Here is a 21,228-nt window from a genome sequence, read left to right as displayed (position 1 = left end):
GCAGAAAGGGAGACGTTCCGGACTGTGATAGAAAGCGCTCGGCTCGCTTTGGTTCCCTCGGAACCGTTGGTGGACCGCGGCGTTAGACACCCTCTATCTCCTTCCCGTAATTGGACAATTTCGCGACATCCGTTTGATGTTTGCGTGCAAAGTACGTGCCGAATGGACCTTTTTGCTCAAGCCAAAGCCCTGGGAATCCAGACCGAGTTCCTGGACGGTCAGGGTCACCGCCGTGTGACGGATGCCGCTGCGCTAAAAATTATCCTGGATGCCCTGCCGCCGCAGGCCCCGGGACCGCTGGTTGGCCACCCGGTCGTGGTGCGGTGCGGACGCCCGTCGCGAACCGAACTCCCCAAAGCCGAGCTCCCGGTGGAGTGGAAAATCGTTGCAGACACAGGAGTTATCGCCAAGGGTGAAAGCTCGGATCACGCCATCGACTGGCCCAAGGAGCTGCCGCTCGGCGTCTACCGGTTACAGCTGAGCGACGCTGCGACCGCCGAGGACGTACCGCTGATCTCGGCGCCGGAACGGGCGTTTGGCGGCGAGTTCGACCGTTGCTGGTTGCTCGCGGTCCAGCTTTACGGTGTCCGCTCGGCGCGCAATTGGGGTATGGGTGACTTCACCGACCTCGCCAGCCTGATCGAACTCGCCGATCATCTCGGCGCCGACGGCGTCGGCCTCAATCCGCTTCATGCCCTGTTCGACGATCGGCCGGGCGATTGCAGCCCCTATTCGCCCAACAGCCGGCTGTTTCTCAACGCGCTCTATATCGACATCGAGAAGCTTCCCGAATTTCAGCCCGATTCCGAAACAAGCGAGGCGCTGGCGCCGTTGCGGGCGGGCGATGTCGTCGACTACGTCAGCGTCGCCGGCCTGAAGTGGCGGGCGCTGCGCACGGCCTTTGCTGCTTTCAAGGCCAACGCCAGGCCGGGCCGCCAACAGGATTTTGACAAATTCCGCGCCGAGCGCGGCGCGTTACTGTCGCACTTTGCCTGCTTCGAGGTGCTCCGGCACAAATTCGGCAAGCCATGGTGGGAATGGCCGGACGAGTGGCGGCAGCCGGACGATGCCAGGTGCGCCGCGTTGCGCCAGGGCGAGGACGCCTCCGAAATCGAGTTCGTCGAATTCGTGCAATGGACCGCCGACCGGCAGTTGGGGGCGGCCGCCGATCTGGCGAAGCAGCTCGGCTTGAAGGTCGGGCTCTATCTCGATGTCGCGGTCGGCGTGCAGGCCGACGGCTTCGACGCCTGGAACGAGCAGGTCGCGATCTCCCGCCATCTCGGCGTCGGCGCGCCGCCCGATCCGCTCAATACCGCGGGCCAAACCTGGGGCCTTGCCGGCTTCAATGCGGCGGGCCTCGAACAGCAATCGTTTGCCCCGTACCGCGACATGCTGCGCGCCTCGATGCGCCATGCCGGCGCCATCCGTCTCGACCATGTGCTCGGGCTGAAGCGGCTCTATCTGGTGCCGCAAGGCTTCAGCGCACGCGACGGCGTCTACGTCCAGATGCCGTTCGAGGCGCTGTTGGCGGTGACTGCGCAGGAAAGCGTTGCTAATCGTTGCGTCGTGATCGGCGAAGACCTCGGCACCGTGCCGGAAGGTTTTCGCGACCAGATCGCCGATTGGGGCATCTGGTCCTATCTCGTGATGATGTTCGAGCGCGACGACGCCGGCACGTTCCGCAACATCGATCATTACCTGACCAACGCGCTCGTCACCTTCAACACCCACGATCTCTCGACCTATGCCGGCTGGCGCTCGTTTGGCGACCTGAAGCTGAAGCGCTCGCTCGGGATCGATCCCGGGGAGAGCGACGATGCACGCTGGCACGCGCTGGCGATGCTGGACGAGGTGCTGCGCCATCATACCATCGACCGCAACGACCTCTATTCGGTGGCGAATTTCCTGGCGCGCACCAAATCGCGGCTGCTCGCGGTCTCGCTGGAGGATCTGCTCGGGGTGGTCGACCAGCCCAACATCCCCGGCACCGTCAACGAGCATCCGAACTGGCGGCGGCGGCTGCCGGTGCCGCTCGAGGAAATGACATCGACGGTCGACGTCGCCGCGCTCAAAGCGGCAACCCATGAGCGGTCGCGCGCCGCGATCTGATACAGCATGATCCGGAAAAGTGGTTGCCGGTTTTCCGAAAAGATCATGCTCAAAGATGAAGGTGGAGCGGGATGCCAGTTCGAAGAAATGCCATCCCGCTCCAGCGGTGAAGCATCTTGCCGTGCCGTATCGAAGATTATGGGCTGATCGGCGACTGCGAGACCGCCGCGCTGGTTGGCCGGAACGGATCGATCGACTGGCTGTGCTGGCCGGCCTTCGATTCGGATGCCTGCTTTGCAGCCCTTCTCGGCACCGAGAAGCACGGCCGCTGGCTGATCGCGCCGGCGGGGGAGGTCACTGGCACCTCGCGCCGCTATTGGGACAATACCCTGATCCTGGAGACCCGGTTCGAGACCACTGATGGCGCGGTCGATCTGATCGATTTCATGCCGCCGCGCGGCAAAGCCTCCGATGTGGTGCGGCTGGTGCGCGGCGTTCGCGGCCGGATCAGGATGCACATGCAACTGGTGATCCGCTTCGGCTTCGGCATCGATATTCCCTGGGTCAAAAAAAGCGAGGACGGTTCGGCGCTGCTCGCAATTTGCGGGCAGGACATGACGGTGTTGCGGACGCCGGTCGAGACCCGCGGCGAGGACCTTACGACGGTCGCCGACTTTGAAGTAGGCGAGGGTGAGACCGTCCCCTTCGTGCTCACCTACGGCCCTTCGCATTTGCCGGTGCCGAAGCCGATCAATCCCGCAGACGCCTTGCAGGACACCGAGGCGTTCTGGACCGAATGGTGCAGCCGCTGCTCCTATGAAGGGGAATACCGCGACCTCGTGATGCGCTCCCTGATTACGCTGAAGGCGCAGACCTACGCTCCGACCGGCGGCATCGTCGCCGCGCCGACGACATCTCTGCCGGAAAAGCTCGGCGGCAGCAGGAATTGGGACTATCGCTTCTGCTGGCTGCGCGACGCCACCTTTACGCTGCTGGCGCTGACGAACTCGGGCTATACCGAGGAAGCTTCCGCCTGGTACCGCTGGCTGTTGCGCGCTGCGGCGGGTTCTCCCGCCAACATGCAGATCATGTACGGCATCATGGGGCAGCGACGCCTCCTGGAATGGGAGGCCTCATGGCTGCCCGGTTACGAAGGCGCAAAGCCGGTGCGGGTCGGTAACGCCGCGCATGCGCAACTGCAGCTCGATGTCTATGGCGAACTGATCGACGCCTTTCACCAATGGCGCGTGGTGGCCAAGCTCGAAATGGATGAAACGAGCTGGGCGATGGAATGTGCCGTGCTGCAGCACCTTGCCGAGGTATGGGACCAGCCGGATCACGGCATCTGGGAGCGCCGCGGCGAGGGCAGGCATTATGTCTCGTCGAAAGTGATGACGTGGGTCGCGTTCGACCGCGGCATCAAGAGCGCGGAAACATTCGGCTTCAAGGCGCCGCTCGAGAAATGGCGCGTGCTGCGCGACGCCATCCACCGCGACGTCTGCGCAAGGGGATTTGATCCCGAACTGAATTCCTTTGTCGAGTCCTACGGCTCGAAGATGCTCGATGCCAGCATCCTGCTGCTGCCGTCGGTGGGATTTCTGCCGCCGGAGGATCCGCGCGTCCGCGGCACGCTCGTCGCGATCGAACGGCATCTGATGCGCGACGGCTTTGTGCTGCGGCATGATCCCCGCGAAGCGGAGAAGCAACCGGCCGAAGGTGCGTTTCTCGCCTGCACGTTCTGGCTCGCCGATGCCTACGTGCTGTCGGGCGAGTTCGCTCACGCGCAAGAGCTGTTTACCCGCGTGGTCGCGATCGCCAACGATCTCGGCCTGCTGGCCGAGGAGTACGATACGGCGGCCAAGCGCCAGACCGGCAATTTCCCGCAGGCGCTGACGCACATCGCGCTGATCAACACCGCGCACAATCTCAGTGCGGCGAGGTCGACCGAGAAGCCGGCGATGCAGCGGTCGAAATAGCGGCAGGCTCCGGCCGCCGCAGCCGGCCCCGGCCGGGATAACGCTTGCCGAACGTCTCGGACGGATATTCGTCGAACAGCGCGCGGTAGTAGCCGGAAAACCTTCCGAGATTAAGAAAGCCATGCTGCAGGGCGATTTCCGCGATGGTCGTCGTGGCGGGATCGCAGTCACGAAGCGCGGAATGAATATCGCATAGCCGCTTGCGCTGAAGGAACGTGACCGGACCGATGCCGAGCACTTCGTCGAACGCGCGATGAAGGCTGCGGCGGGATACGCCGCACTCGGCGCAAATCTCGGAGACGTGCACGGGCCTGGGGCCGGCGGCTTCGATATAATGCTCGGCATTCCGCGTTAACCGGATCGCCGACGGGACCGGTTCTGTCGTGGGCGGTTGCGAATGCATGACGGTCGCGGTGACGACATCGATGATCGCCCGTCTCCAGAAGTCGGCGGCCTCCGGCGACACGCGCCCGTCCGGATCGGAGAGCCGCGACACGATCGCGCGCAATTTTGTCACGGCCTCTGCGCCGACGCGCGGGTCGGCGCGATAGCGATTTCTGCGGCGCCAGTTCGCGGGATCGTTCATCCAGCTCTCGCCCTGGAACACGCCGGCCACGTCGGCCAGATCGAGCCGGAGCGCCGCATACGACGAGGCGCCGTGGAATCGGCCGTCATGGTCGATGCTAGGCGGGATCACCAGAACATCTCCGGGATCCATGTCGTACGACCAGTGTGTGACGCGGTTTTCGGCGTGCAGCAGCATGCCGACGATCAGCTTGGGATCGGACGAGGTCCGCTGTGTCCGGAGCCCGACAGAGAACGATCCGACGCTGAGGGAGAAGTCGCCGACGCCGATGTGGGTCAGCAGGCCGCGAAACCGGCCGGGCTGAAGCTGCATCACATCGACATGCGAGCCGTGGACGGCGTCGCGAAAACCTTCAAAACCATCGACGCGAGACGTACTGACGGTCAAGTCGTCCATCGGTCAAAGCCCGCTGATTCGCTGCTCTATTCGATAGCATTCGACGGAATGCGCCTGAATCGAGGTGCAGGTCGTATGTCGTCCTGGAATTTGGCCTTTATGCTCTTGCCCGCATCGACTGTCATTGCATTGGTATCAAGGGCTAGCGGCAGCGACACCGTGAAGTAGCCTTCCATTCGGTTGACGGTTGCGAACTCCCGATAGACCTGGATAAGGTTATGCGAAACCCGGACAAGCACAACTCAATTTTTGAGCGAGCGTCACTTTGACGGTTCCGGCGCGATGCGAAGCTTTGATTTGAATTGTCGGACAAGCCTGTGTTCGCAACAGCTGAATGGTCAACGATTGTGCTGCAGCGTTTTTGCAGGGGAAGTGCGGCTTCGAAGATTGGCACAAACTGTACATCACATCAGCACTGACTTCGGTTACGTTGCGGGAATCGCTGAGGGAAAATGGGGAAGGGGAACTTACCGATCACTGATCTGTCAACGTAAGGGTGAATCTAGGGAAACCAAGAAGCTCGGACCTGGGAATTCATGGGGCGCTTGTCCGCAGCAATTGGAATGAAAAACCGGTTGAAATGCCATGACAGCGATGCTGCGGCTGGACAAGGAGCAGGGCGTTCGATCATCCGATGATCGCGCCGACGACATGGTCTGGATCCCCGGCGGTACGTTTCGGATGGGATCGGACCGGCACTATCCCGAGGAAGCGCCAAGCCACCGGGCTGCGGTCGACGGCTTCTGGATCGACCGGACGCCGGTGACGAACCGGCAATTCAAGCAATTCGTCATGGCGACGGGCCATGTGACGACGGCGGAAGTCCCCCCCGACCCGAAGGACTATCCCGGCGCCCTGCCGCATATGCTCTATGCGGGCTCGCTCGTGTTCATAAGGCCGCGATCGACCTTCGATCTGTGCGACTGGAGCCAGTGGTGGTCGTTTATGGAAGGCGCCGACTGGCGTCATCCCTACGGTCCCAGGACCAATATCAACGTGCTCGATAATCACCCTGTCGTGCATGTCTCGTTTGCCGATGCGCTGGCCTATGCTAAATGGGTGGGCAAGGATTTGCCGAGGGAAGCGGAATGGGAGTTTGCCGCACGCGGCGGACTTGACGGCGCCGAGTTCGCCTGGGGCGACGAGTTTACGCCCGGCGGCGTGCATATGGCCAACACCTGGCAGGGTGATTTTCCACGGCATAACCATAACGAAGACGGCTACGAGCACACCTCGCCAGTGACGGCCTTTCCACCCAACGGCTACGGCCTGCACGACATGATCGGCAACGTCTGGGAGTGGACCTGCGACTGGTGGTCGCAGAAGCATGAAGCTGATGCGCCGAAGGCGTGCTGCATCCCGCTCAATCCGCGCGGCGGCCCCGAAGCAGCAAGTCTTGATCCATGTCAACCGAACATCCGCATTCCGCGCAAGGTTCTGAAGGGCGGCTCGCATCTTTGCGCACCAAACTACTGCCGCCGCTACCGCCCGGCCGCGCGCCATGCCGAAGCGGTGGATACCTCGACCAGCCACGTCAGTTTCAGATGCGTTATCCGTCCAACAGCAGCGAACGAAAGGAGCGGATAGCCAGTACCAAGAGGCCACGGCGCAAGCGATCCACTCGGTCTCCCCCGTAACGCGATGCCCGGTGTGAGACGAAGCTGAATGCGGTCGACTGAAGAAGGCTCAACAACGAAAGCAATAAAGGGAGAAAGCGTTGCTGGGCGCCGAGATCCAGCAGATCAACGCCCGCTACATCGAAAGCGGGCAGCCGGTCGAGGTTACCTTCAAGACGTTTCCGGGACAGGTCTACACCGGCCGTGTTGAAACAGTACTGCAGGCGATCTCGACCGGGCAGGTCACGATCCGGCCTGGCCGTTACCCCGTCGCAGATCCAGTCGGCGCCGTTCGTCGTCCGGATCAAGCTCGACGATTCCGCGCTCGCGCCGCGATTGCCTGCCGGCAGCACGGGCGTCGCCGCGATTTTTACCGATCATGTCAAGGCGAGCCACTTCATCCGGCAAGTGCTGCTGCGGCAGGTCGCAATCACGAACTACGTCAATCCCTTCTAGAAGGGTCTGTTGAATGCCAGCGTCGCCCGAACCACGCTTTCAAGTCGGCTTCAGAGCCTCGATCATCGCGCTGTTCGTCGGGATCGTTCTGTTCGTCGGCCTTACGCTTGTCTATCTGAGCTTCAGCCGGGTTACGGAGATCACGCGGTCTGCAGCTAGCTCTTTCCTCGATACGGTCGCGGAAGTTTCGGCTGACCGGATCGACGCCCAGCTCAAGACCGTGCGCGATAGCCTCGAAATTCTTGCGGGACTGACCTCGGTACAGTCGGCGGATATTCGGGACAACCCGCGGCTGCTCGTCGTGCTGGCGTCGATGCTGCGGAACAACAAGCAGCTCTACAATCTGTATATGGGCTACGATGACGGCTCGTTCCTCGAGATGGGTTTCATCGATCGTGTTGGTGCCGCGGGGAGGGCGCGTCTTGGGGCTCCGGATGACGCCAAATTCCGGCTTGTCATCATTGCAAAATCCAACGGCGGCGAGAGCCCAATGTCGTCCGTCCAGTTTTTGTCCGACAAGCTGGTACCTGTTGCACCGCTCCCGCGACCGACCGACTACGATCCGCGCGAGCGGCCCTGGTTCAAGGGGGCCCACGAACCCGATGCCGGCCTGCTCACCGAGCCCTACATGTTCTTTGCGACCGGGGAGGCCGGCTACACCCTTCGGGTGCCGATCGCCGAAGGCCGCCGCGGCGTCGTGGCCGGCGATATTTTTCTGACGGAAGCCCAGACCATGCTGCGCAAGCAGCAACTCGGCCAATCCGGGCTTGCCTTCCTGTTCGATGATGCCGGCCGGGTACTCGCCCATCCCGACATGACGCGGCTGATGGCAATGGCGCGGGTGCAGGGGCGGTCGGATGGGCTGCCGCGGCTCAGCGACATCGATACCATCGGCATGTCCGGTGTGATCGCGTCATGGCGGAAGGGCGGCATTGCGCAGCGATTCTTCAGGGATGGCGAGGGCAGAACCTATGCGGCGGCGATCCGTCCCATTGCGCTTGCCGGCCCCGCGAACCTTCGTCTCGGCCTGTTTGCGCCGGTTGACGAATTTTATGCCGAGATCGAGGCCGATCGCCGGAGGCTGTTTATCGTCGCCCTCGTTTTCGTGCTGGCCACTCTGCCGATCGCCTTCGCGCTGGGGTCGATGCTGTCGGGTTCATTGCATACGCTGGCCCGCGAGACGGACGATATCCAGAATTTCCGGTTTACCGGCTCGCCGCAATTGCACTCGCCAATCCGCGAGATCGACGATCTGGGCCGATCGGTCTTCACCATGCGTACGCTGGTTCAGACATTTTCGAACTTCGTTCCGAAACGTCTGGTCCAGCAGCTCGTGGAAACCGGCGATGCGATGACGCTCGGAGGCGCGCGACGGGAGGTGACGGTGCTGTTCACCGACGTCGCCAACTTCACCGGCCTCACCGAGAACAGGGATCCGACCCAGGTGATGCAGTTCACCTCCCGCTACTTCGCGGCCTTGTCAGAGGCCATCATGGCGAACAAGGGCACGGTCGATAAATTTATCGGCGATGCCGTGATGGCGATCTGGAATGCGCCGATCGAGGACGAGGACCATGTCGCGAAGGCGTGCGCGGCCGTGCTTGCCTGCATCAAGGCCAACCGCGAACTCAACGCCGCGTTCGAGCGTGAAGGCTGGCCGGCCTACCACACCCGGTTTGGCCTGCATGTCGGCGATGTCGTGGTCGGCAACATCGGCTCGCCGGATCGGATGAACTACACGGTACTGGGAGCGACCGTTAACCTCGCCGCGCGCCTTGAATCGCTCAACAAGGAATACAGGACGACGGCGCTGGCCAGCGAGGCTGTCAAGCAGCGGGTCGAAGCGCGTTTCGAATTCAGGAGCGTTGGTCGGATCAAGCCGAAAGGCTTTGCAGCCGAGTTTGAAGTTTACGAACTGACAGGAGAGAAAGCCGGAGGCAATCGAAATGTCCGCCTGATCTCTCCGGTCGGCTTCGAGTTTTCCCGACAGGCAAATCAATTCGGATTTTCCGAAGTCGTGTCAAGCCCGGGAATCAAAAATATTTCGCTTAACGCGAGAGGCAAATCAGCCGCATAACTCCGCTCGTCTCACGGCAGATGAGGGGCGCTTCGCGATCGTCACGAACGTGCGGTGAGATGCGGTGGACGTGAATGGCGCAAGACGTACGCGCCGGACGCGTACGGCGAAGTCGTGTGGTTCGGGCGCCGCGGTGCTGGCGTTAAGTTGGCGGGATCCGTCTCGCTGGCGACGGAGGCAAAAGAGCCGTTCTCCGGGGAGAGCACGAAGTAAGCCGTAAAGCCATTGCGCAGGGAAGGCCGGAATGCTCCCGCTGCCCTGTATGCTCGTGTGCACTTTTGTTTGCGCAAATAGCACGCGAGACCGCGGGTGCAGCAAGCACCCGGTCTTCCCTGCGCCCTCTGACTTTCGGGAGGGCAAACGAAGATGCAAACCTCGGGCGCAAGGCGTCGCGAGATCGCGGAGTCGCGTTTTGTGGCTACAAATCCCTAACGAGACCATTATGAGAGCGGTCGCGCGAGCCGGCATCCGCCTTCGCCGCGGCAGGCCCGGGCTGGGGTGAACCTGCCTTCATGGGAGGAGGCGGCGGTCGGACACCGGCTCGCGCTTGCCGATCGTGCCGGCCAACAGGAGCGGATTCACCGCATGAAGACTTTGAGAATTCCTCGATTTATCCTTCACCCGCGCTTGATACGCCGGCCCGGCCTATCCGAGCTGCAGCACCGTCTCGATCGCGCCGGCAAAGCCGTCCCGCTCGTTGCTGTCGGTCACATGCGTCGCGCGCTGCTTGATGTTGTCGGCCGCGTTGCCCATTGCAAACGACACGCCGCTTTTTGCGAACATCGGAAGATCGTTCTCCATGTCGCCGATAGTTGCCACCGCCGCGGCCGAAATACCCAACCGCTTCGCCATGGCTTCCACGAAGGTGCCCTTGTCGTGACCGGGCGGCGTGACGTCGAGATAATAGGTCTGCGAGCGAACCGCGGTAGCCTCGGCGCCGACCGCCTCCTTCATCGCCACCTCGCAACGCTGCAGTAACGCCGCGTCCGAACTGGCGCCGACAATCTTGCAGGCCGCTCCGATATACGGCGTGAAATCCGGAATGATGGTCGGATCGGCCTTGATCGCGCGTTTTTCGTGGGGGACGTATTCGCCGTCGGGATTGCGCGTGTACCAGCGCTCATTGGTGAACAACCAGATATCGACGCCGAACGCATTGAGTACGTCGAGGCTGCGCTGCGCCGCGGCGGGGGCGATCAGATGCTGCTCGATCGGCCTGAGCTTGTCATCGACGATCGAGCTGCCGTTGAAGGCGCCGATGGGAAGGGCGATCGAAAGCGGCTCGATCAGAAATCCCATCCCGATGGTCGGCCGGCTGGAGACGATGGTGAAGCCGATGCCGGCCTCGTGCAGTTTGCGCACGGCCGCTCTTGCGCCATCGGTCAGGACCTTGTCCTTCGTCAACAGGGTGCCGTCGACGTCGGAGACAACAAGCGCAATGCGGGTCATTGGGGAACCAGGTTCAATTGAGTGACGATGTCATCCACGATTTTTTCGACCGGCGCATCGATCGATACCGTGATCGGCCGTTCGTGCGTTCCCGGCCGCTCCAGTGTCTTGAACTGGCTGGCGAGCAGGCCCGGCGGCATGAAGTGCCCCTTGCGCGCGGCGAGGCGGGCCGCGATCAGATCCTGCGTTCCGTCGAGAAAGACGATGCGGACATCGTCGCGGCCGTGCACGAGAATGTCGCGATAGGCGCGCTTCAGCGCCGAACAGGCGATCACGGCGCGCTCACCGGCGGCCGCAAAGCGGTCGATCTCGTCGGCGATCGCCTGCAGCCACGGCCAGCGGTCCTCGTCCGTCAGCGGATGGCCGGCGCTCATCTTCGCGACGTTGCTTGCCGGGTGAAACCTGTCGCCATCCTCGTAGCACCAGCCGAGCCGTCCAGCGAGATGATCGGCGATGGTGCTCTTGCCCGAGCCGGAAACGCCCATCACCACCAGCGCACAAGGGGTCTTACTGCCCACCAAAATTCTCCGGAATCGCGGCGCGGTCCACCAGCCAGACCGTCTCGCCGGTGGATCGCGCGCGGTTGGCGGGCAGGTTCTCGGCTGCGAAGAGGCGCGTCAAGATCGCACGCTTTTCCGCGCCCGCAACCTCGAACAGCATTTCGCGGCAGGAGGCAAGGGTGGGCAGCGTGAGGGTAACTCGCGGGACGAACGGCTCGACATTCGCACGTGGCACGCCGACCACCCAGCGCGCGGTCTCGTCGAGTGCGCCATCGCCGGGAAACAGCGATGCGGTATGGCCGTCGGGACCCACGCCCATCAGCACGAGATCGAACAGCGGCCTGGCTTGATCGAGCGTGTCGGCCCCGTAAAACGACTGCAATTCCCGCTCGTAAAGCGCGGCGCCCCGGTCGGGATCAGCAGGGTCGGCGGTCGCGGTCGGAATCGGATGAATGTTCTCCGCCGGCGCGCATCGATCCAGGAAGGCCGTTCGCGCCATGCCCATGTTGTTGAGCGGGTCGTCCGCCGGCACGAAGCGTTCGTCGCCGATGAACCAGTGCACGCGCTGCCACGGGATCCGGCTGCGATACGCCTCGGTCGCCAGCAACTGATAGAGCTGCTTCGGGCTCGATCCGCCGGTCAGGCAGATCGCCACGCGGCCGCTGTTGGCGGCTGTTCTGGCCAGCACGTGTTCGGCGGCGGTCGCCGCCAGCGCCGTTGGGTCGGCGACCGTGATCAAGTGGCGGTTGTCGTTCGCGGCCATTGTTCACCCGAGCTTTCGCCAGCTTCGGCCGTCGCGTTCAAGCAAATCGTTGGCTTCCTCCGGTCCTTCGCTGCCCGGTTCGTAAACCTTCAACCCCTTGCCGCCCGCCTTCTTCCAGGCATCGAGGAACGGCTGCACCGCCTGCCAGCCAGCCTCGACGCTGTCGGCGCGCTGAAACAGGATGTTGTCGCCGATCATGCAGTCATAGATCAGCGTCTCGTAGCCGGTGGAAGGTTCGGCCTTGAAGTAGTCCTTGTAGCGGAACTTCATCTCGACGCCGTCGATGTTGATGTTCGGCCCCGGCACCTTGGTGTTGAACTGCAGCGCGATGCCTTCGGTCGGCTCGGTCGAGATGATGAGGTAGTTCTGCGACAGCCGGTCCACCGGCGTGTCGCGGAACATCGCGAACGGCGCCTGCTTGAACTTGATGGCGATTTCGGTGCGCTTGACGCCGAGCGCCTTGCCGGTGCGCAAGTAAAAGGGCACGCCGGCCCAGCGCCAGTTGTCGATGGTCAGCTTCAGCGCGGCATAGGTCTCGGTGGTGCTGTCGGGCCTGACGTCGGGGGTCCTGCGATAGTCGTCGATTTCGGCATCGCCAATCCTGCCGCTCCGGTATTGGCCGCGCACGGAATTGTGCAGCGCCTCCTGCTCGCTCTGGGGCTGGATTGCGGAGAGCACTTCGGCCTTTTCGGAGCGCACCGAATGGGCGTCAAATTTCACCGGCGGCTCCATCGTGACCAGCGACAGCAGCTGGAACAGATGGTTAGGCACCATGTCGCGCAACGCGCCGGTCGCGTCGTAAAAGCTGCCGCGATGCCCGACGCCGAGTTTTTCATCGACGGTGATCTGGATGTGGTCGATATGGTTGCGGTTCCAGATCGGCTCGAACATGCCATTGGCGAAACGCAACACCAGGATGTTCTGCACCGTCTCCTTGCCGAGGTAATGATCGATCCGGTAGATCTGGTGCTCTTCGACCAGCTTGAGCAATTCACTGTTGAGCGCTTTTGCCGAAGCGAGGTCGGTCCCGAATGGCTTTTCCACCACCAGCCGCCGCCATGCGCCATTCTCCGCCAGCATGCCGGTGCGGCCGAGTTCACGGCTGATCGGCAGGAACGCGTTGGGCGGCGTCGCCAGGTAGAACAGGCGATTGCCGCCGGTGTCTCGCGCGGCTTCGAGTTGGTCGAGCTGTTTGCTCATGGCGTCGAACGATTCAGGCTCGCTCGGATCGGCCTCGATGCAGGTCACGCATGCCAGGAGGCGCTGGGCGATCGCGTCGTCCACGGGGCGGGTCGCAAACTGCCGCAGGCCTTTCATCAGGCTGTCGCGCAGTTTGTCGCTCGTCATGCCCTTGCGGGCGACGCCGGCCAGGCAGAACCTGTCCGGCAGAAGATCGCTGGCGGCGAGGTTATAGAGGGCAGGGACGACCAGCCGGTGCGCCAGGTCGCCGGTCACGCCGAAAATGACGAAGGAGCAGGGATCGGGTTTCTTCTGCGCTATCTGACCGACCGCCATGACTGCTCAGGCCTTCGTGCCAGGTTTCTTCGGCGGCTCCTTGTGGCCGCCGAAACCTGCCCGCATCGCGGACAGGATCTTTTCCGCAAAGGTGTGATCCTTGCGCGAACGGAAGCGCGCATAGAGCGCCGCCGTCAGCACTTCCGCCGGCACGGCCTCGTCGATGGCGGCGTTGACGGTCCAGCGGCCTTCGCCGGAATCCTCGACATAGCCGGAGTAGTTATCCAACGTCTGGTTTTCCGCGAGCGCAGAAGATGTGAGATCGAGCAGCCAGGACGGGATCACGCTGCCGCGCCGCCACACCTCGGCGATATCGGCGATATCAAGGTCGAAGCGGTGCTCGGGCGGCAGCGCCTCGATGTTGGCGTTCTTCAGAATGTCAAAACCCTCGGCATAGGCCTGCATCAGGCCATATTCGATGCCGTTGTGGATCATCTTGACGAAGTGTCCGGCGCCCGACGGGCCGGCGTGGATGTAGCCTTGCTCGACGCGCGGGTCACGGCTCTCGCGGCCGGACGTGCGCGGGATGTCGCCGATCCCAGGCGCCAGCGTCTTGAAGATCGGATCGAGGCGGTCAACCACGGCCTTGTCGCCGCCGATCATCATGCAATAGCCGCGCTCGATGCCCCAGACGCCGCCGCTGGTGCCGACGTCGAGATAATGCAGGCCTTTTGCCTTCAGCGCCGCGCCGCGGCGGACGTCGTCCTGCCAGAACGTATTGCCGCCATCGATGATGACGTCGCCGGGCTGCATCAGCTTTGCCAATGCCTCGATGGTCGCCTCGGTGATCTTGCCGGCCGGCAGCATCACCCAGGCGGTCCGCGGCTTTTCGAGTTTCGCCACGAAATCTTCCAGTGTGCTGGCGCCGGCTGCGCCTTCGCCGGCGAGGCCGGCGACCGCCTTCGCGTCCTTGTCGTAGACCACGGCGGTGTGGCCGTTCTTCATCAGCCGGCGGACGATGTTGCCGCCCATCCGGCCGAGCCCGATCATACCGAGTTGCATATCCCGATTTCCCTAGCTGAGCGCTTCCGCAATCGCGGCATCGAGTGCAGACAATCCCGATCCGAGATCACCCTTGAGATGGACGCGCAACGCGCGCCGCCCGCGTTCGGTGAGCACGTCGAAATCGCCGCGCGCCTGCGCTGCCTTGATGATGCCGAAACTTGCCTTCTGTCCGGGCACCGGCAGATCCTTGGCGTCGTCGGCGGTGATCTGCAGGAACACGCCGCTGTCGGGGCCCCCCTTGTAGGCCTGCCCGGTGGAATGCAGGAAGCGCGGGCCGAATTCGGCGCAGGTCGCGACGTGACGGGTGTCGCGCACCGCAAGCCGCATCTTCTGCAGCGAACCGATCGTCCCGGGGTCTCGCGCGATATAGGCGAGCAGGGCGACGTAGTCGCCGCTCTCCGAACGCGAAAGATGCGCCTTGATCCAGGAGCCGAGCGTGCCGTCGGCGCCGGCCTTGCGCAGCTCGGCCGCGTTGTGCGCGTCGGTGTAGAGATCAGCTTCGTCGGTCGAAATGACAGGCTTCTCCGCCGGCAGCGTGCCGGTCTTCTCGAACGCAGCCGTCAGTTCGCGGGTCTTGATCTTGGCTGCTTCCACATCGGGCTGGTTGAACGGATTGATGCCGAGGATCGCGCCCGCCACCGCGGTCGCCATCTCAAACCGGAAAAATTCCTGGCCGATATGGTCGATCGACTTCATGACGATGCGGGCCACCGGATGCCCGGCCGCTTCGAGCGCTTTGAGCCGGTCGTCATGCGAGGCGTCGTCTTCGCCTTCGGTCCGGATATCGATGAAGAAGCGGTCGTTGCCGTAGAGCGAGGGATCGCCGAGCGGTTCGCCGTCGATCGGGATCAGACCCTTGCCATCCTTGCCGGTGGATTCGGCAATCAGTTGTTCGGCCCAGGCGCCGAAATCGGCAACCTTCTCCGACGAGGTTATCGTCACCTTGTCGCGGCCTTCGAGGCCGGCGAGGCCCATCGCCAGCCCAAGCTGTACGCCCGGGTTTTCATGCGGCGGCACGTCGGCGCCGCAGGAACGCACCATCGCGAGCGCGTGCGTGATCAGGTTGCGAATGTCGATACCGGCGGCAGCCGCCGACACCAGGCCGAACGGCGACAGCACGGAATAGCGTCCGCCGATCGCGGGATCGCCATGGAATATCCGCGCAAAGCCCTGCTTGATCGCCGTCTTCTCCAGCGAGGAGCCGGGATCGGTGACGGCGATGAAACGATGCCCGGCCTTGTCCTTGCCGACGGTCTTGGAGACGCGATCGAAGAAATAATCCTTCATCACGTTCGGCTCGGTGGTGCCGCCGGATTTGCTGGAGACGATAAACAGCGTGTGGGCGAGGTCGACCGTCTCCTCCATTGCGCGCACCTGCGCAGGGTCCGTGGAATCGAGCACGTGCAGCTTCGGGAAACCGGATTTCCTGGCGAAGGTTTCCGCCAGCACTTCCGGGCCGAGGCTCGATCCGCCCATGCCGAGCACGACGGCGTCGCTGAAATTCTGTCCCTTCACGCGGTGGGCAAAATCCTCGTAGTCGGCGACATCGGCCGCCGCGGGGCTGTTCAGCCAGCCCAGCCATTTGTTCTCGTCGTCGTCGGTCCAGACCGATTGGTCCTTCTGCCACAGGCGGCGGATGGTCGCCGATGCACGCCAATCCTCGGTGCTGTCAGCCACGGCCTTGCTGATGCCGTCGCCGAGCGCGAGTTGCTGCCGGTCGATGCCACCGCCGAGCGAGGCCGCGCGCTTCTGCGCGACCGCGCCATAGAGCTTGTCGGCGGCATCCGCAAACAGCTTGACGCCGTCCTTGACCAGTTCTTCCGTGATGGCGTCGAGCGAGATGCCGGACTTTTCGAGCTCTTCCAGCACCAACCTCGCGTCCTCGATATTCTCCTCAAGGCTGTCCCTCGGCTTGCCATGGTCGCGGAATGCATCGAGCGTTGCCGGCGGCACGGTGTTGACGGTGTTGGGACCGATCAGTTCCTCGACATACAGCACGTCGCTGTAGTCCTTGTTCTTGGTGCCGGTGGATGCCCACAGCAGCCGCTGCGGCTTTGCGCCCTTGGCCGCAAGTTTTTCCCAACGCGGCCCGGCGAACAGCCGCTTGTAATCCTGATAGGCGAGTTTTGCATTCGCGATCGCGACCTTGCCTTTCAGCGCGCTGAGCCGCTCCTTCTCGCTGGGGTCGTTGGCCCGCGCGATCTTGTCGTCGAGCTGCTTGTCGACGGCGGTATCGATGCGGCTGACGAAGAAAGACGCGACGCTGGCGACGTGGGAGGGATCGCCACCCGTGGCGACGTATTTTTCCAGGCCCGCGATATAGGCCTCCGCCACCTCGCGATAGACGTCCTGCGAGAACAGCAGCGTGATGTTGATGCTGATGCCTTCGCCGATCAGATGTTCGATCGCGGGCAGCCCTTCCGGTGTGGCCGGCACCTTGACCATCAGATTCTTGCGCTTGACGTCCTTCCAGAGCCGTTCGGCTTCCGCAATGGTCCCCTTGGTGTCCATCGCCAGATAGGGCGAGACCTCGAGGCTGACAAAACCGTCATTGCCGTCCAGGCGGTCGTAGGCCGGGCGCAGCACGTCGGCGGCGTTCTGGATGTCCTCGATCGCGAGCGCCTCGAACAGGTCGGCGACGGGGCGGTCGCCGGCCTTCAGGGCGTTGCCGATCGCACCGTCATACTCGTCCGAACTGCCGATCGCCTTTTCGAAGATCGAGGGGTTCGACGTCACGCCCTTGACGCCATCGGTGTCGATCAGCGCCTTGAGGTCGCCCTTGGCGACGAAGCCGCGGGCGAGGAAATCCAGCCAGATCGCCTGGCCATGGTTTTCGAGTGCTTTGACGGGATTCATGGTGCCTGTTCTGTTCGGTCGGTTTCTTGGGTTTCCGGCAGCTTTCGGGGGCAGGGCCGGAAAGTCAACATTTGGTTGGGTGTGCCGCCGGATGGAATGGGGCGGTCCGGGACGATAACGCCATTGGCACCGGTTCGATCCCGAAAATGGCTGGTCTTGTCGGCCTCGTCCAGCAGATCGGTCGAGCCGGCCTCCCGAATTGTGATACCAACGGGCACAAGCACGAATTCGTGAAGGAGGCCGTCATGACATAACCCGCATGTCGGCGTGGGAGCGGGCAGGCAGGCGCCGTCGCGGCTGAATCCGAACACAGGAAGTATTCAGCTCGATGCAGCGGGCGAAAGTACGGCGATTAAACCGCCCAGCGATTGACATGAAAGCTTCACGTCAATCGGCAACGCCTCAAGGTCGGAGGTAGAGATAGCCTTGCGATTGCAGCTCCGCGATCCGCACCACGCCGCCGCGCTCGGCGGCAATGAAGCCCGGCAGCAAGTCCTTCAGCGTGACATTCTGCGACTTCATGGTGTTGCCACAGACGGCGAGTTCGAGGCCGGCTTTGGAGAACTGGTTGAAGCGCTTCGAAAGATCAGGACTGGCGGAAGCCGAATGAAACGCCCGCAACGCCTGGCCATGAACCACCAGCGCGATCGTGACATGGTCGGGACCGCCGACGCCGTCGAGATGGTTCTGGATGTTGCCGAGGACGAAGCTGACCTTGTCGAGATCGTTGAGGTGATAAACCACTTTCAATTTCGCCGGAGGTGCTGCCTCGCTGGCCGCGTTGGCGCGAGAGGCGGCAAAGGCTGCGCCGAAAGCTGAAATCGCGCCCCACAGGATATTGCGTCGATGCATGAAAATCTCTCCGACCAAAGTAATGTGGATCACAGACCTAAGTAGTGAGGCGTACCAACCTATGTAGTATGGCTCACTTGTGCCGGAGTGCCGCAAGCTCCTTGCGATCCGTCACCAACTCGGAGCATTCGTGCAGATCGGAGCGATCAACGCGGAAGATATTGTCGTCGGCGCCGGCAACCAGATCATTGCTGGCGTCGTCGTCGGGCTTGTTGCGCTGCCAGATCCTGATGCGCTCCAGCCGGATCAGCGCGGATCTGTCGTCCTTCATCGCCACTTGAATGCCGCCGCCTTCGCAATCGACGCCGCAGCCAAGCGGGATTTCGCCGCCGGTGTTCTCGGCGACGATGTGACTGCAGAAGCCACTGGAATCGAAATTGCCGGCGCGGTGGCGATATTTGAAGCCGAGGCGGAACGAATAGTTGACGGTCTTGTCTTCCGGTGCGTCCTCGGCGGTCACCAGCAGCTTCATCGCGCTGACCTTCTGCTTCGGATGCTGTGCCAGATGGCTGGCGTCATAACGACGCACGAAGCAGGCATAGGTCTTCTGGCTGAGCGGGCCGCCGAACATCCGGGTATCGAAGGCGGTGGCTTTGGCTTTGTCGACGCCCTCCTGGGCGTGACAGGCATGGGCTCCGACGACGAAGGCAATGGCGGCGGCGATGCAGGCGTATTTCATGGCAGACTCGGATTAAACGTGCGGCATTTGACTTTAGTTGCAGTTGGCGGCCGCCACGTTCAACGCGCGGGTGGCCAAATGAATGCGTGTTCATCTTGGCCATATTTGCCGCGGGCTGGCCGTCCGAATGTCAAAAAAGGCGCTGCTATCGTGCGTTCGGGCCGTTCAGAACCCCGGATTTTTCAGCTTTGCTGCTTGGGATCGCCAAACCGACGCCGATTCGAGCCGGCACGACCACTCGGAATCCTTAAAAAGTCCCTTACATGTTGTTCAGTAGTTACCCGGTGAAAATGTTGCAGCACGGATACAACGCGAGCGAAATGGGACCGTATCTTTACGAGGCAAGCGCCCTTAGCACGACTATTGCATTGCATTGTGAAGTCGCTCGCGTGTCCAATTGGTGCATGTGCTGATGGTGATTCGCGAACGGAAGCTGTGACGCTCCGACACTGGAACCCGAGTGGTGCGTCCGGCATTTACAGGTGACCATGGAGAGACGGATCATGTACAACGATTCTCTGTTCAATGCTTTCGCCCGGTCCTTCGAAGCTCGAAGCCAGACCGACATGTCGATGGCGGAATATCTGGAGTCGTGTCGAAGCGATCCGATGCGATATGCCAATGCTACCGAGCGGTTGCTAGCTGCGATCGGTGAGCCTCAGATGATTGACACGGCCAAGGATCCACGCCTTGGCCGTATCTTTTTGAACCGCACGATGCGGCTCTATCCCGCCTTCGCCGGTTTCTACGGAATGGAAGAAACGATCGAGCGCATCGTAGGCTTCTTCCGCCACGCGGCGCAGGGTCTCGAAGAGCGCAAGCAGATACTCTATCTGCTCGGACCTGTCGGTGGCGGAAAGTCCTCGCTCGCCGAACGCCTCAAATCGTTGATGGAAGTTCATCCGATCTACGTGCTGAAGGCGGGTGACGAACTCAGTCCGGTGTTCGAGAGTCCGCTCAGCCTGTTCGATCCGGATTCGCTGGGGCCGATGCTCGAGGAGAAGTACGGCATTCCGCGCCGTCGCCTCACCGGACTGATGAGCCCGTGGTGCTACAAGCGCCTCGAAGCCTTCGGTGGCGACATCTCGCAATTCCGCGTCGCCAAGATCCAGCCGTCGCGGTTGCGCCAGATCGCGATCGCAAAGACCGAACCCGGCGACGAAAACAACCAGGACATCTCGTCACTGGTCGGCAAGGTCGACATTCGCAAGCTGGAGACCTACGCCCAGAACGACCCAGACGCCTACAGCTATTCGGGCGGCCTCAACCGCGCCAACCAGGGCATTCTCGAATTCGTCGAAATGTTCAAGGCGCCGATCAAGATGCTGCATCCGTTGCTGACGGCGACGCAGGAAGGCAACTATATCGGGACCGAGAATATCGGCGCGATCCCGTTCACCGGCGTGATCCTCGCCCACTCCAACGAGGCCGAGTGGCAAAGCTTCAAGACCAACAAGAACAATGAAGCCTTCATCGACCGCATCTGCGTCATCAAGGTGCCGTACGTCCTGCGCGTCGCCGAAGAGCAGAAGATCTACGAGAAGCTGATCCAGGGCTCGGAACTCGCCAACGCGCCGTGTGCCCCGGCCACGCTGGAGACGATGGCGCGCTTCTCGGTGATGTCGCGCTTGCGCAAGCACGAGAATTCGACCGTGTTCGCCAAGATGCGGATCTATGACGGTGAGAGCCTGAAGGAATCCGATCCGAAGGCACGCAGCGTTCAAGAATACAGGGATGCTGCGGGCGTCGATGAAGGCATGGACGGCGTTTCGACCCGCTTCGCGTTCAAGGTTCTCGCGGCGACGTTCAACCACGACACCAGCGAAGTCGGCGCCGACGCGGTCCATCTGATGTACACGCTGGAGCAGGCGATCCGCCGCGAGCAGCTTCCCGACGAAGTCGAGAAGCGTTACCTCGAGTTCATCAAGGCTGAACTGGCGCCGCGCTATGCCGAATTCATCGGCCATGAGATCCAGAAGGCCTATCTCGAATCCTATTCGGACTATGGCCAGAACCTGTTCGATCGCTATGTCGACTATGCCGATGCCTGGATCGAGGACCAGGATTTCAAGGATCGCGACACCGGACAAATGCTCGATCGCGAACTACTCAATCAGGAGCTGACCAAGATCGAGAAGCCGGCCGGCATCGCCAACCCCAAGGATTTCCGCAACGAGGTCGTCAAATTCTCGCTGCGGTCGCGGGCCCAGAACAGCGGGAAGAACCCGTCGTGGACCAGCTACGAGAAGATTCGCGAAGTGATCGAAAAGCGGATATTCTCCCAGGTCGAGGACCTGCTTCCCGTCATTTCGTTCGGTTCGAAGAAGGACGGCGAGACCGAGAAGAAGCATGGCGAGTTTGTCGCGCGCATGGTCGAACGCGGCTACACCGAGCGGCAGGTCCGCCGGCTGGTCGAGTGGTACATGCGCGTAAAACAGGCTGGCTGAGGCGGA

The 21,228-nt window shown here is 62.3% G+C and carries 14 protein-coding genes and 1 pseudogene; 6 read left to right on the top strand and 9 right to left on the bottom strand.

Annotated elements, in window-relative coordinates:
- The first annotated feature begins 162 nt into the window (after nt 1-162).
- A complete protein-coding gene (gene malQ / locus V1283_RS27570) occupies nt 163-2,109 on the top strand; it encodes a 4-alpha-glucanotransferase (RefSeq protein WP_334389719.1) in 1,947 nt (648 codons plus the stop codon).
- A 116-nt stretch (nt 2,110-2,225) separates the two neighbouring features.
- A complete protein-coding gene (locus V1283_RS27565) occupies nt 2,226-4,025 on the top strand; it encodes a glycoside hydrolase family 15 protein (RefSeq protein WP_334389717.1) in 1,800 nt (599 codons plus the stop codon).
- On the opposite strand, the gene V1283_RS27560 is transcribed toward V1283_RS27565, so the two are convergent.
- Nucleotides 3,976-5,007 (bottom strand): helix-turn-helix transcriptional regulator, encoded by a 1,032-nt coding sequence (locus tag V1283_RS27560; protein ID WP_334389716.1) that lies wholly within the window; start codon nt 5,005-5,007, stop codon nt 3,976-3,978. The two genes, V1283_RS27565 and V1283_RS27560, sit on opposite strands and share 50 nt — an antisense overlap.
- 594 nt (nt 5,008-5,601) lie before the next feature.
- Here V1283_RS27560 and V1283_RS27555 point away from each other — a divergent pair.
- The 3 genes and pseudogenes from V1283_RS27555 to V1283_RS27545 all read left to right on the top strand — a co-directional run bounded on the left by V1283_RS27555 (nt 5,602) and on the right by V1283_RS27545 (nt 9,156).
- Nucleotides 5,602-6,594 (top strand): formylglycine-generating enzyme family protein, encoded by a 993-nt coding sequence (locus V1283_RS27555; RefSeq protein ID WP_334393193.1) that lies wholly within the window; start codon nt 5,602-5,604, stop codon nt 6,592-6,594.
- A 130-nt stretch (nt 6,595-6,724) separates the two neighbouring features.
- Nucleotides 6,725-7,079: pseudogene (locus V1283_RS27550) on the top strand (efflux transporter periplasmic adaptor subunit); the annotation flags it as partial.
- Nucleotides 7,080-7,092: 13 nt separating this feature from the next.
- Nucleotides 7,093-9,156, top strand: a complete 2,064-nt coding sequence (locus V1283_RS27545; RefSeq protein WP_334389715.1) for an adenylate/guanylate cyclase domain-containing protein — start codon at nt 7,093-7,095, stop codon at nt 9,154-9,156.
- 645 nt (nt 9,157-9,801) lie between these two features.
- On the opposite strand, the gene V1283_RS27540 is transcribed toward V1283_RS27545, so the two are convergent.
- From V1283_RS27540 to V1283_RS27505, 8 genes are all read right to left on the bottom strand, one after another.
- A complete protein-coding gene (locus V1283_RS27540) occupies nt 9,802-10,605 on the bottom strand; it encodes an HAD family hydrolase (RefSeq protein ID WP_334389714.1) in 804 nt (267 codons plus the stop codon).
- Nucleotides 10,602-11,090 carry a gluconokinase gene (locus V1283_RS27535; RefSeq protein WP_442895886.1) on the bottom strand — a complete coding sequence of 163 codons (489 nt, stop codon included), beginning with the start codon at nt 11,088-11,090 and terminating at the stop codon, nt 10,602-10,604. The genes V1283_RS27540 and V1283_RS27535 overlap by 4 nt, the downstream gene beginning before the upstream one ends.
- Before the next feature lie 22 nt (nt 11,091-11,112).
- Nucleotides 11,113-11,868 (bottom strand): 6-phosphogluconolactonase, encoded by a 756-nt coding sequence (gene pgl, locus V1283_RS27530; RefSeq protein ID WP_334389711.1) that lies wholly within the window; start codon nt 11,866-11,868, stop codon nt 11,113-11,115.
- A gap of 3 nt (nt 11,869-11,871) precedes the next feature.
- A complete protein-coding gene (gene zwf / locus V1283_RS27525; RefSeq protein ID WP_334389710.1) occupies nt 11,872-13,383 on the bottom strand; it encodes a glucose-6-phosphate dehydrogenase in 1,512 nt (503 codons plus the stop codon).
- Between the two features lie 6 nt (nt 13,384-13,389).
- Complete coding sequence (gene gnd, locus V1283_RS27520; RefSeq protein WP_334389709.1) at nt 13,390-14,385, bottom strand: phosphogluconate dehydrogenase (NAD(+)-dependent, decarboxylating); 996 nt, start codon at nt 14,383-14,385, stop codon at nt 13,390-13,392.
- Between the two features lie 12 nt (nt 14,386-14,397).
- Nucleotides 14,398-17,244 carry a bifunctional transaldolase/phosoglucose isomerase gene (locus V1283_RS27515; protein ID WP_334389708.1) on the bottom strand — a complete coding sequence of 949 codons (2,847 nt, stop codon included), beginning with the start codon at nt 17,242-17,244 and terminating at the stop codon, nt 14,398-14,400.
- A gap of 402 nt (nt 17,245-17,646) precedes the next feature.
- Nucleotides 17,647-18,096: a DsrE family protein gene (locus V1283_RS27510; RefSeq protein WP_334389707.1), complete on the bottom strand. Its 450-nt coding sequence runs from the start codon at nt 18,094-18,096 to the stop codon at nt 17,647-17,649.
- Between the two features lie 73 nt (nt 18,097-18,169).
- On the bottom strand, nt 18,170-18,775 hold the full coding sequence (locus tag V1283_RS27505; protein WP_334389706.1) for a hypothetical protein: 606 nt from the start codon (nt 18,773-18,775) through the stop codon (nt 18,170-18,172).
- Nucleotides 18,776-19,278: 503 nt separating this feature from the next.
- Here V1283_RS27505 and V1283_RS27500 point away from each other — a divergent pair.
- A complete protein-coding gene (locus tag V1283_RS27500) occupies nt 19,279-21,222 on the top strand; it encodes a PrkA family serine protein kinase (protein ID WP_334389705.1) in 1,944 nt (647 codons plus the stop codon).
- Nucleotides 21,223-21,228 lie beyond the last annotated feature (6 nt).

This window comes from Bradyrhizobium sp. AZCC 2262, assembly GCF_036924535.1.
Classification (GTDB): Bacteria; Pseudomonadota; Alphaproteobacteria; order Rhizobiales; family Xanthobacteraceae; genus Bradyrhizobium.
The sequence above is the reverse complement of the archived record's forward strand: the minus strand, read 5'-3'. Positions and strand labels throughout refer to the sequence as shown.